Origin of the sequence: Pseudomonas sp. RGM 3321 (assembly GCF_022836805.1) — a bacterium.
Taxonomy (GTDB): Bacteria; Pseudomonadota; Gammaproteobacteria; order Pseudomonadales; family Pseudomonadaceae; genus Aquipseudomonas.
Genome location: NZ_JALHBH010000107.1, coordinates 106,923 through 118,948, shown reverse-complemented (window position 1 = coordinate 118,948; position 12,026 = coordinate 106,923). Strand labels below are relative to the sequence as shown.

The following is a 12,026-nucleotide window of genomic DNA, read 5'->3' as shown; positions in this document are numbered from 1 at the left end:
TTGAATCAGTTGGCAGACGGCCTGGCGTTCTTTTCTACCCAGGCAGCAAAGGCATTGATGAAGGTTTGCAAGAAAGGTCTGGTTTTTTCGGAGAGCGTGCCGGCCTCATCGAAGAAACTCGCAGCACCGCCCAGATAAGCCTCGGGCTGCTGAAGACACAGCACATCCAGGAACACCAGTGATTGACGCAGATGATGGTTGGCGCCAAACCCCCCAACGGCACCCGGCGAAGCGCTTATGACCGCGCCCGGCTTGCCACTGAAAGCGCTTTTGCCATAAGGACGCGACCCAACATCAATAGCGTTTTTCAGCGCCCCCGGCACTGAGCGATTGTATTCTGGGGTCACGAACAGCACGCCATCGGCGGCACCCAGTTGTTCGCGGAAGGTGGTGTACGCAGGGGGCGGTGAGGTGCCATCAATGTCTTCGTTATACAGTGGCAAATCGCCAATTTCGACAATATTCAGCTTAAGGCTGGCAGGCGCAAGCTCCGCAAGAGCAAGCGCGATCTTGCGGTTGATGGAGTCTTTTCGCAGACTGCCGACCAATACGGCAATGGTATGAACCTGGCTCATGAAAAAATCCGTCATCTGATTAATAGGGAAGATCAGGTATACAACAACAGCGGCGTTTAGACGACCATTGCCCTGGTCAATTCCCCGATGCGCCAGAACCGCCCGGATTATTTTTTTCCCGCCGGCAAACTCACCTATGGATCAGTGGTCTACTAGCCTCGATGGATTCGTAAACCAGCAGTTATATTCAGTTTCAGAGGTTACAGAGCAAATGGCTTCAGTTCTCGTCGGACAATTTCATGCCAGAGACGCCGAAGGTCGCGTCTACCCGGTCCATGAATTCCAGGAATCGCAGCCGGGTGAGGTGCAGGGCGGGCAGCCGGTAATCACTTACAGACTGGCAATCGGCGACCGGGTCAAACACCTGGGTGGTGAAGACTTTCAACTGGTGCAATCGGGCGTGAAAATCACCCGTACACCGTCGTAATACAGGTAGAACTCCCGCTCGAGCTGCCGCTGCCAGCGGGAAGTTGCTAGTCAGAAAAGATTAGATACCAGAAAATCGCCGTTTCACGTGTGTTGGGATCTATGCCTCTATAGCGCATATGATCCACCCCGCCTACCACGTATCCACAACGCTCATACAACCTGCAGGCACCCAGGTTATTGTTCTGGGTTTCCAGAACGATGCCGGGCAGATTGCGCTTGCGGCTCCAGAATTGAGCGACATCGAGCAATGAGCGCGCGACCCCATGACGACGCGCCGACTCGTCTACCGCCAGCTCATCGATGTAGGCGAATCCGCTCCAGTGAGTGCTCATCACGATATGGCCAACCGGGCGGTCATCCAGCCAGGCAACCATCACCGAACTCGTGGCGGCATCGCGATGATCGGCAAACTCCTGAGAATCGATACCATAATTCTTGCTGTACGGCTCGACCAGCTCGACCTGCCATGAGTCAACGCTTTCGCCGATACGCGGTTGGGCATAGCCAAGCACTGTAAACGTGAATTCGCTATTGAGGATGTAGTCCTCGAAGCATTCGTCTGCGATCCGAATGCTCAAGGCAGGATTTGCAACGTTCATGTCACCACTCGCCGGTTGCTGTCAGGAGGACGTCTGCGCTGCGGCTTCCAGCATTTGTACCCACAGAGCAGGTGCACCGGAAGCCTTGGCAATGGTGCTCATACGGACTTCATGCTCGGCCAGTTCACTTTCCGAAGCACGAATGATGCGGCAAGGCTTGCGATCGGCAGGCAAACGGCGGATTTCGCTGCCTCGACTGCCAGAGCCTTCACCGGAGCCGTTACCGTCGGAGGCATTGCCAGCCAGCGACAGACTGGTCTGCCCGCCGGTCATCGCCAGATAGACTTCGGCCAGAATTTCGGAGTCGAGCAATGCGCCGTGCAGCTCGCGACCCGAGTTGTCGACACCATAGCGCTTGCACAGGGCATCCAGGCTGTTGCGCTGCCCCGGATGGCGCTCGCGGGCCATCATCAGGGTGTCGAGGATCGAACAGTGCTGGGTGATATCAGCCTTGTCCTGCGATCCCATCAAGGCAAATTCGTTGTTGATGAAACCAACGTCGAACGCTGCGTTGTGAATGATCAGTTGCGCGCCTTTGATGAATTCGAAAAATTCATCGGCGACTTCGGCAAACCGGGGCTTGCCGACCAGAAATTCGTTGGTGATACCGTGAACGCCAATCGCGCCTTCGTCACTCTCGCGATCAGGTTGCAGGTACACGTGAAAATGCCGACCGGTCAGGCGCCGGCCAATCAACTCGACACAACCGATCTCGATGATCCGGTGACCATCTGTCACCGGCATACCGGTGGTTTCGGTATCGAGAACGATCGATCTGTTATCCAGGTTTTGCAATGCCATTGACTGTCGCCTCATCTACAGGCCGCGATTCTAACACGCCATGGCCGTTGCGAGCCTGTCGGATCCATCCGCAATTGAAAGGGATAAACGTCAGCAGGCGCTGCAGGGAAACAACGGATTCGGCGATTCTGCCCGGAACTACCACGCCTCCCGAGTTGCACTATGAGTTGCGATAAAGGCAACGGAGTTCCGAGTTTTCGATGATTGCTGACGCGTCTACCGCGTGCCCATACTCGACCCATCAGTAACAGGAGATCGATATGAGCCCTCTTTGGCAGCGCCTTCGCGATCAGGCCCGGCAATTGACCGAGCGCAACCCGGCACTCGGCGATTACGCGACAAGCCACCTGCTGGCCTATGCGACTTTCGAGGATGCGCTCGCTGCGAACCTTGCCCGACAGATGCAGGCCCAAGCAAGTAACGTGGCGCTGGAGGACTGGTTCAAGGCGATCATAAAGGCCAGCCCGTCCATCGCTCAGGCAGCGGCTGCCGATATCAACCATCTGGAAACCGTCAATCCTGCCTGCCCGGATCACCTCACGGCCTTTCTGACCTTCCGTGGCATACAGGCCGTTCAGGCATACCGCATCGCCCATGCGCTGTGGGCTGAGGGCGATGTGCAAAGCGCGGTGCTTGTACAGAACTGGGCGGCCAACACCTGGAGCATCGATATTCACCCGGCGGCGCGGCTCGGCAAATCCTTGTTTGTCGACCACGGCATCGGCCTTGTTATCGGGGAAACCGCAGTAGTCGAAGATGAAGTGAGCCTTTGGCACGGTGTCACGCTGGGCAGCACTCTCAACGAAGCAGGCGACCGACACCCGAAAATCCGCAGAGGCGCACTGATTTGCGCCGGAGCAACCATTCTGGGGAACATCGAAGTAGGGGCCAATGCCATTGTGGCGGCTAACTCGGTCGTACTCAAAGCAGTGGCCGCTGGAACGGTCGTCGCTGGCACACCGGCAAAGGTGGTGGGTAACGCCCCTGCTTTTCTGGCTACCTTCACGACAAAATCCAAAGGCTAATCAGGAGCTATTACCATGACAGCCGTTGCTCAATTTGCGCAGGGTATCGATCATCCTCTTGTCACCGTACGCAATCATGCCGAGGCTCTGGAGCTATACCGCAGAATGGGCTTCGCACCTTCGCCGGTCAGCTACCACCCCTGGGGAACCGTCACCTCGTTGATGATGTTTCCCAGTAACTTCATCGAATTGATCGGCGTCGAAGACGCTTCGAAATTCGGCACCCACTCGGCAAACGGTTTCTGCTTCGGACGTCAGTTGGGTCAATTCCTCGACCGCGGCGAGGAAGGCGTTTCGCTGGTGGCGCTGCACAGTAAAGATGCCGACGCTGACCACGCGCGTATGGCGCGCGCAGGGCTTGAAAGCCAGGGCCGTATTGATTTTCGTCGAAAAATGACGCTCCCCGATGGTCGCGACGATGAAGCTGTGGTTTCGTTGGCGCTCTTCATCGACCCGGAACTCCCGGACGCCTCCAACTTTATCTGCCATCAGCATCGTCCTGAGCTGATCTGGGTGCGCGGCTGGCAGAACCACCCCAATGGCGCAGACGGGATTATGGCAATCACTTATCTGACAGACCCCAAACGGCTTGAACCCCGCTGGCGAGCTATCTATGGCGATAAAGTGAAATACAACGGTACTGTGCTGGAGGCTGATACCCGATGCGGCGTATTGCGTGCCATCGACGCGGCGACAGCTGCCCTGGAATTTCCGGGCGTCGAACTACCCGCAATTGCCAGTGAGCGCCCCCATGCGATTGCCATTCGGCTGCACACTACGAGCCTCAGTGCATTACGCGCGATACTGGCGCGTAACGACGTGGCTTATCATGAAATAAGGGGTCATGAAATACGGGGTCATGAAACACCGTATCGTGACATACCGGACCGCGTGCTCGTGGCGCCGCACGCGGCAGGCAATGTCATTCTCGATTTCGTACAGAGTCTTTGATTGAACGTCGACTGACGACTATCAGCTCTTTATGCCACGCACTTCGTCAACGCCACGGTTGGCGAGCTGGTCGGCACGCTCGTTGCCGGGATGGCCGATATGGCCTCTTACCCATTGCCATTTGACGGTATGCCGGCTGACCTGTTCATCCAGAAGCTGCCACAGATCGGCATTTTTGACCGGCTCCTTGGCCGCGGTTTTCCAGCCGCGTTTCTTCCAGTTGACCATCCACTCGGTAATGCCTTTCATCACGTACTGAGAGTCGGTCACCAGCGTCACTTCGCAGGGACGCTTGAGCTCTTCGAGCCCGCGAATGGCACCCATCAGCTCCATGCGGTTGTTGGTGGTGTTGGCTTCGCCACCCCACAGCTCTTTTTCGACACCCTTGCACACCAGCAGGGCACCCCACCCGCCCGGGCCAGGATTGCCCTTGCAGGCACCGTCGGTGAAGAGTTCAACGCTATCGCTCATTACGACCTTTCCAGAATGATGGGCTTCATGTGCAGCATGGCATTGCTCAGGGATGATCCTGAGTGTTGCGACTGACCTTGGCCATCGGCATGGGAATCAGCTTGCCGATAGGGTCGCGGCGTACCTGACGTACAGGCCTCAGGCCTACCACCAGTTTACGCGCCACCAGGAGGTAGAAGCCGCCACCGGGGCTCTGACGTCCCTCGCCGAGGCTTTCGAGCCCTGCAAGGCGTGACTGCCATGCCGCTGAAGCAAGGGGCGGACGATAGCATCCGAAGCGCCGTTTCTCCAGCGCGAAGCCCAGCAGGTTCAGCCAGTCGGCGACCCGCGAGGATGAGATGCAGCGCGCCTTGCGCAGCGCATCCCGAGCGAATACGTGGCGCATGCCCCAGGCGCTCCAGGGGTTGATGCCGATAATCAGCAAGTGCCCGCCCGGCCGAACACTACTGGCCGCTTCGCGCAGCAGCCCGTGGGGCGACAGGCAGAAGTCCAGGCCGTGTTGCAGTACCACGACATCCGCCGCGTGCTCGCTCAATGGCCAGGCCTGCTCTTCGCAGACGATCTCGACGCCCGGCAACGGTGCTCCGAGCCGCACATTGCGCTGCACCTGCGGGGCAACCGGCGGCGCTTGCGCCGAAGGGCCGTAATGCACCAGATAGCCGCCGAAATACCGCCCCAGTTCTTCGTCGAGAATACGCCGTTCCTCTTCGAGCAGAAGCTGCCCCAGCGGCCCCGAAAGCCATTCACGGGCAGCGCGGATCAATGCAAGCCACTCAGGATCAGCCTGAGCGAACGCTTCATCGGTCATGAGTTCTCCTCCAGAGGTGCTCGCATACAGCGGCAACAGACTCTAAGATGCACCATTGTCCGCCGCTATGCGAACTGCGCCATGATACAGATCCACGCCCTTCCTGCTTTCAATGACAACTACATATGGTTGTTACAAGACCTTTCGAGCCAGCAATGCGCCGTGGTCGATCCTGGTGACGCGAAACCGGTGCTGGGCTGGCTGGCGGAGCATCCTGACTACCGGCTGACCGATATCCTCATCACCCACCACCATAATGATCATGTCGGCGGCGTGGCGGAACTCAAGCAGGCGACCCGGGCACGCGTACTCGGCCCTGCGGCTGAGACTATTCCGGCACGCGATATCGCACTGGTCGACCATGACCGACTGACAGTGCTTGGCCTTGAGTTTGTGGTGCATGCAGTTCCCGGCCACACGCTCGGTCATATCGCCTTCTATCATGAAGACGCTACAACGCCCTTATTGTTCAGCGGCGACACACTGTTCGCTGCAGGCTGTGGGCGCCTTTTCGAGGGTACGCCAGAGCAGATGCATGACTCCCTTGACCGTCTGGCCAAGCTGCCGGACAGCACGCTGATTTATTGCGCCCACGAATACACGCTGAGTAATCTGCGCTTCGCCCAGGCCGTCGAGCCAGATAATCAGGATATTGCCCAACGCCTCGCCGAAGTCACCCGCTGGCGCAGCGAAAATCGCATCAGCCTTCCTTCAAACCTGGCCCTGGAAAAACGCACCAACCCGTTCCTGCGCACCCGGGAAACATCTGTTAAAGAAAAAGCGGACGAACGGAGCGGCGGGCAAAACACCTCGCAGAGTGCGGTCTTTGCCAGCTTGAGGGCATGGAAAGATAAGTTCTGACCCGACCATAAAACCGCAATAAAATTCTGAAAGGTTGACCGACGGCAGGCTGCTTCCTAGAATCGCCCGACATTTTCGTCTGGATGTACCCCCCGAACAATGTCGTCATCTATCAGCAAGCCTTCACATTCGGACGCATTGACTCGGTTGGCTCAGGCCATGGCTGTCACCGCGAGTGCCCTTCTGGCAGGCTGCCAGAGCACCGCCAGCGTCGACCCGGTCAGCAGCCATCGCACGCCTAACGTGGCCGCTGGCATCAAGCAAAAACCGATTTTTCTGTCTCACAAGCCCGCTACTCCCCTCGCCCCGCCACAAGATGTGTGGGAGCGCATGCGTCAGGGCTTTCAGCTGCAACAAGGCAACGATCAGAACCCCCGTATCGACCAGCAGCGCCTGTGGTTCGCCAACAACCCTTCCTTTCTGGAAAACGCTGGCGAGCGTGGCAGCCTGTACATGCATTACATCGTCGAGCGCCTTGAAGAACGCAACATGCCGCTGGAGCTGGCCCTGCTCCCGGTCATCGAAAGCGCCTATAACCCGATGGCCGTTTCACGCAGCCAGGCTGTAGGCCTCTGGCAGTTCATCCCCTCGACCGGGCGCTACTTCAACCTGCGCCAGACCAGCTTTTACGACGGACGTCGCGATATTCAGGCCTCGACCGTTGCCGCACTGGATTACCTGACCCGTCTGCATGACATGTTCAACGGTGACTGGTTGCTGGCCCTGGCGGCCTACAACGCGGGCGAAGGCACAGTAAGCCGTGCCATCGAACGTAATGACAAGCTCAACCTGCCGACCGACTACTGGAACCTGCCACTTCCGCAGGAAACCCGTGACTATGTGCCCAAGCTGCTGGCCTTGTCCCAGGTGGTATTGTCGCCGGAAGCCTATGGCGTCAACCTCAATCCGATCGCCAACCAGCCCTATTTCGAAGTCGTCGAACTCAACAAGCGCGTCGATCTGTCCAAAGTGGCCAGCGCTGCCGATATTGACGAAGACGAGCTTATCCAGCTCAACCCTGCCTACAAGAAGCGCCTGACGGTCGATGGGCCTCAGCATCTGCTGGTGCCCACGTCCAAGGCGCAACTGCTGACCGCCAGCCTGCTGACCATGAAACAGGAAGAGCTGGTCGCCTGGCAGCCGTACCGCGTACGCAAGGGCGATACTCTGGAAAGCCTGGCGAGTCGCTATCAGGTGACGGCCAGCTCGCTCAAGAGCAATAACAGGCTGGCAGGCAACCGGCTGAAGATCGGCCAGTCACTGAGCATTCCGGTCAAACCGGGAGTCCAGACGTCACAGCCGGTATTCGAAGCGCTGGCCAACAATGACAAACCGGCCCGCACCCGCACCTACAAGGTCAAAAGCGGCGACAACCTGACCACCATCGCGCAAGCCAACAAGCTTGATGTCGAAGACCTGCAACGCTGGAACAAGCTGACCGGCAAAAAGCTCAAGGTCGGGCAGGCACTGGTCATGCAGGACACCAGCAAAACCAGCAGCAAAGCGGTTGCCAGCGCCAAAGATGGCGAAAAGAAATCCATGCAGTACAAGATCCAGAAAGGCGACTCAATGTACCTGGTTGCCAAGCGCTTCAATGTCGAGATGCAACATCTCAAGCGCTGGAATCCACGTAGCGGGCAGGCCCTCAAACCCGGCCAGACCCTGACCGTTTACCTGCCGCACTGATGACTGCGGCTACTCGCCCTTCGATAACCCTGGGGCGGGTGGCCGATGCAGCCCCGGCGGCGCAGTCACCTGTAGTCTTTTTCCAGCTGGAACAAGCTGTTACTGTTAGCGACCCGAAAGCCCAAGTCGCCCGGATCGTGATACGTCCCTTCCTGCTAACCATCAGCCTGGCCTTGAGCTTCTGCGCCAACGCAGCCATCACAGAAAGTCATGGCTACGCGCAGTTTGGTGTTCTCAAGTACCCGGCCAGCTTTACTCATTTCGACTGGGTCAATCCCGAGGCGCCGAAAGGTGGCACCTTGAGAATGATGGCGTTTGGCACGTTCGACACGCTCAACCCTTACACTTTCAAGGGCAGCAGCCCGGTCTCGACCGGAAACTTCCTGCAATACGGCGTCAACGAACTGAACGAGCCTTTGATGGTGGGCACAGGGCAGTACGACCCGTCCGGCGATGAACCGACCTCCAGCTACGGGCTTATTGCCCAGTCAGTGGAATACAGCGAGGACCGCAGCTGGGTGGTGTTCAATCTGCGCCCGCAGGCGCGCTTCCATGACGGTAAGCCGATCACCGCCTACGATGTGGCTTTTTCCTACCGGACACTGCTCAAGGACGGTCATCCTCAATACCGCACCGCCTTGCAGGAAGTGCAGCGCGTCGACATTCTCAATCGCCATCGCATCCGCTTTGTCTTCAAGCGTTCCGGCAACCCTCTGCTGATCCTGCGTCTGGGGGAGCTGCCGGTGCTGCCCCAGCATTACTGGAAGGACAGAGACTTCAAGGCGACTACCTTCGAGCCGCCGCTGGGCAGCGGCCCATATCGCATCACGCGCGTGCAGCCCGGACGGCAATTGGTGTTCGAACGAGTCAAGGATTACTGGGGCAAGGACCTGCCGGTCAACCGTGGCAAATATAATTTCGACCGGGTCGACGTCGAGTTCTACCGTGACAGCGATGTGGCGTTCGAAGCCTTCAAGGCGGGCGAATTCGATATCTACATCGAGCATCAGGCCAAGAACTGGGCCAATGGCTATAACTTTCCGGCAGTGGCAAACGGTCAGGTAATCAAGGCGCAGATCCCGCACCGCATACCGACCCAGACCCAGGGCCTGTTCATGAACACGCGGCGCGCGGCCTTCGCCGATATCCGGGTACGCGAAGCACTGGGGCTGCTGTTCAATTTCGAATGGACCAACCGCACACTGTTCAGCGACGCTTATGAGCGTTCGACCAGCTATTACCCCAACAGCGAGTTTTCCGCGACGGGCCTGCCGAGCGGGGCCGAATGGTTATTGCTGGCACCTTATCGCGATCAGTTGCCCGCCAGTCTGTTTACCCAACCATTTGCCCCATCGAAAACCGATGGCGGCGGCATCCCGCGTGACACCCTGCGCAAAGCCTTGAAGCTGCTTGCCGATGCTGGCTGGACGCTGTCGGACAAGGGCTTGCTCAACGCCGACCAGCAACCGCTGCGTTTCGAGATCCTGCTGGTCAACCCCAACCTCGAACGCATCCTGCAACCCTACATCGAAGACCTGCGACGCCTGGGTATCGATGCAGGGCTGCGCACTGTTGACCGTGCCCAGTATAAACAGCGCCTTGACCGGTTCGATTTCGACATGATTCTCATGACCCTGCAGCAAACATTGAGCCCGGGTCTTGAGCAGTGGCAATACTTCCATTCCAGCCAAGCCGCCATCAACGGCAGCAAGAACTACGCCGGCATTGCCAACCCGGTGGTCGATGTCCTGCTGAACAAACTGCTCGGCGCGCAAACCCGCGATGAACAGGTCGCGGCCGCGCGAGCGCTGGACCGCGTGCTGCTGGCTCAGCACTACAGCATTCCCAACTGGTATCTGAACAATCATCGGCTTGCCTATCGCAACCGATTCGCCATGGTCACCACCCCGCCCTACACCCTGGGATTGCGTGCGTGGTGGCTCAAGACTCTGGAGAAGCCCCGATGAACCCATTGCATTCCCTGCGCGCGCAAGCGGCCGGCCTGCTGTTGGCCAGCCTCGCCTGCACGGTACAGGCTGCGCCTCAGCATGGCGTGACACTGTACGACGAGCCGCCCAAGTACCCGGCCGACTTCAAGCACTTCGACTACGTGAACCCGGATGCCCCCAAGGGCGGCACGTTCCGCCAGGCAGGCTTCGGCGGTTTCGACAGCCTCAACCCGTTCATCAACAAGGGCGTGCCGGCAGATGACATTGGCCTGATCTACGACACCCTCGCTCGTGCAAGCCTGGATGAACCGTTCAGTGAGTACGGGCTGGTTGCCGGTAAAATCGAGAAAGCCCCGGACAACAGCTGGGTACGCTTCTACCTGCGCCCGGAGGCGCGCTTTCATGACGGCCACCCGATCCGTGCCGAAGACGTGGAGTTCAGCTTCAAGACACTGATGGAGCATGGCTCGCCCATGTACAAGGGTTACTACGCCGATGTCGATCAGGTCGTCGTCGAAGACCCGCTGCGCGTGCTGTTCAAATTCAAGCACCAGGGCAATCGGGAGATGCCGCTGATTCTTGGCCAGTTACCCGTGCTGCCCAAACATTTCTGGGCAGATCGCGACTTCAGCAAGGGTAACCTGGACTTCCCGCTGGGCAGCGGGCCGTACAAGGTCGCCGATGTAAAGGCCGGGCGCTCGGTGCGTTATGAACGGGTCAAGGATTACTGGGCCAAGGACCTGCCGATCAACAAGGGCTTCTACAACTTCGATGTGCTGACCACCGACTACTACCGCGACAACACCGTCGCGCTGGAAGCGGGCAAGGCCGGGCAGTTCGACTATTGGGTGGAAACCAGTGCCAAGAACTGGGCGACTGCGTATAACACACCAGCAGTCCGGGACGGCAGGCTGATCAAGGAAGAGCTGCCCAACGGCAACCCGGCCGGCATGCAGGGTTTCGTCCTCAATCTGCGCAAACCCGTGTTTCAAGACGTAAGGGTACGCGAGGCATTGACCCTGCTGCTGGATTTCGAATGGACCAACAAACAGCTGTTCAACGGCTCCTACAGCCGTACTAAAAGTTATTTCGAAAACTCGGAAATGGCCGCCAGCGGCCTACCGTCTGCCGAAGAACTGAAAATCCTTGAACCGTTGCGCGGCAAGATCCCGGATCGAGTGTTCACCGAACCCTTCACGCTGCCGGTAACCGATGGCAGTGGCATGATTCGTCCACAGCAACGCCGGGCCTTCCAGCTGTTGCAGGAAGCGGGCTGGAAGATCGTCGACGACAAGATGGTCGATGCTCAGGGCATCCCGGTGAAGCTGGAGTTTCTGATCGCCCAGACCGAGTTCGAGCGCATTCTGTTGCCTTACAAACGCAACCTGAGCGATCTGGGCATCGAGCTGGTGATTCGCCGCGCCGACGTGTCGCAATACATCAACCGCCTACGCTCGCGGGATTACGACATGATCGTCACTGGCTATCCGCAGTCCAGCTCACCCGGTAACGAGCAGCGCGTGTATTTCGACTCATCCAGCGCCGACAACCCGGGCAGCCGCAACTTCATGGGCCTCAAGGACCCGGCAGTCGATACGCTGGTCAACGGTCTGATCAACGCCGACTCCCGGGAAAGCCTGATCACCCATACCAAAGCGCTGGACCGCGTATTACTGTGGGGCTTTTACGTTGTACCTAACTGGCACATCAAAACCTGGCGGGTGGCCTACTGGAACCACATTGATCATCCCAAGGCCAAGGCGCTTTCCGATATCGGTCTGATGACCTGGTGGGCGAAGCCGGATGTCAAACCCGTCACCGCGACCCCGTCAGCCACCGATCAGGCCAAGCCTGCGAACGCGGAGCAATAA

At 58.4% G+C, this 12,026-nt stretch carries 12 protein-coding genes; 7 read left to right on the top strand and 5 right to left on the bottom strand.

Annotated elements, in window-relative coordinates; all coding sequences use genetic code 11:
• Nucleotides 1-5: 5 nt before the first annotated feature.
• The gene (locus tag RGM3321_RS12520) at nucleotides 6-575 is read right to left on the bottom strand and encodes an NAD(P)H-dependent oxidoreductase (RefSeq protein WP_244393297.1); all 570 of its coding nucleotides are present in this window, start codon (nucleotides 573-575) and stop codon (nucleotides 6-8) included.
• Between the two features lie 211 nt (nucleotides 576-786).
• Here RGM3321_RS12520 and RGM3321_RS12515 point away from each other — a divergent pair, with 211 nt between their 5' ends.
• Entirely contained in the window at nucleotides 787-1,002 is a 216-nt protein-coding gene (locus tag RGM3321_RS12515; protein WP_005743892.1) for a hypothetical protein, read from the top strand.
• A 46-nt stretch (nucleotides 1,003-1,048) separates the two neighbouring features.
• Here the strand turns inward: RGM3321_RS12515 and RGM3321_RS12510 are convergent, their stop codons facing one another.
• The gene (locus tag RGM3321_RS12510; protein WP_004664371.1) at nucleotides 1,049-1,603 is read right to left on the bottom strand and encodes a GNAT family N-acetyltransferase; all 555 of its coding nucleotides are present in this window, start codon (nucleotides 1,601-1,603) and stop codon (nucleotides 1,049-1,051) included.
• A gap of 21 nt (nucleotides 1,604-1,624) precedes the next feature.
• The gene (gene dnaQ / locus RGM3321_RS12505) at nucleotides 1,625-2,404 is read right to left on the bottom strand and encodes a DNA polymerase III subunit epsilon (RefSeq protein ID WP_058401932.1); all 780 of its coding nucleotides are present in this window, start codon (nucleotides 2,402-2,404) and stop codon (nucleotides 1,625-1,627) included.
• A gap of 260 nt (nucleotides 2,405-2,664) precedes the next feature.
• Here dnaQ and epsC point away from each other — a divergent pair, with 260 nt between their 5' ends.
• Nucleotides 2,665-3,429, top strand: a complete 765-nt coding sequence (gene epsC, locus RGM3321_RS12500; RefSeq protein WP_244393296.1) for a serine O-acetyltransferase EpsC — start codon at nucleotides 2,665-2,667, stop codon at nucleotides 3,427-3,429.
• Between the two features lie 15 nt (nucleotides 3,430-3,444).
• Nucleotides 3,445-4,380 carry a VOC family protein gene (locus RGM3321_RS12495; RefSeq protein WP_244393295.1) on the top strand — a complete coding sequence of 312 codons (936 nt, stop codon included), beginning with the start codon at nucleotides 3,445-3,447 and terminating at the stop codon, nucleotides 4,378-4,380.
• Nucleotides 4,381-4,401: 21 nt separating this feature from the next.
• Here the strand turns inward: RGM3321_RS12495 and rnhA are convergent, their stop codons facing one another.
• Both rnhA and RGM3321_RS12485 read right to left on the bottom strand, forming a co-directional pair.
• Nucleotides 4,402-4,851, bottom strand: a complete 450-nt coding sequence (gene rnhA / locus RGM3321_RS12490; RefSeq protein WP_244393294.1) for a ribonuclease HI — start codon at nucleotides 4,849-4,851, stop codon at nucleotides 4,402-4,404.
• Nucleotides 4,852-4,897: 46 nt separating this feature from the next.
• Entirely contained in the window at nucleotides 4,898-5,659 is a 762-nt protein-coding gene (locus RGM3321_RS12485; RefSeq protein ID WP_244393293.1) for a methyltransferase domain-containing protein, read from the bottom strand.
• 81 nt (nucleotides 5,660-5,740) lie between these two features.
• Here RGM3321_RS12485 and gloB point away from each other — a divergent pair, with 81 nt between their 5' ends.
• The 4 genes from gloB to RGM3321_RS12465 all read left to right on the top strand — a co-directional run bounded on the left by gloB (nucleotide 5,741) and on the right by RGM3321_RS12465 (nucleotide 12,026).
• Nucleotides 5,741-6,520 (top strand): hydroxyacylglutathione hydrolase, encoded by a 780-nt coding sequence (gene gloB / locus RGM3321_RS12480; RefSeq protein WP_244393292.1) that lies wholly within the window; start codon nucleotides 5,741-5,743, stop codon nucleotides 6,518-6,520.
• Nucleotides 6,521-6,619: 99 nt separating this feature from the next.
• Nucleotides 6,620-8,206: a LysM peptidoglycan-binding domain-containing protein gene (locus RGM3321_RS12475; protein ID WP_244393291.1), complete on the top strand. Its 1,587-nt coding sequence runs from the start codon at nucleotides 6,620-6,622 to the stop codon at nucleotides 8,204-8,206.
• Nucleotides 8,207-8,343: 137 nt separating this feature from the next.
• A complete protein-coding gene (locus RGM3321_RS12470) occupies nucleotides 8,344-10,173 on the top strand; it encodes an extracellular solute-binding protein (RefSeq protein WP_244393314.1) in 1,830 nt (609 codons plus the stop codon).
• Nucleotides 10,170-12,026 (top strand): extracellular solute-binding protein, encoded by a 1,857-nt coding sequence (locus tag RGM3321_RS12465; RefSeq protein ID WP_244393290.1) that lies wholly within the window; start codon nucleotides 10,170-10,172, stop codon nucleotides 12,024-12,026. Before RGM3321_RS12470 ends, RGM3321_RS12465 begins: the two co-directional genes overlap by 4 nt.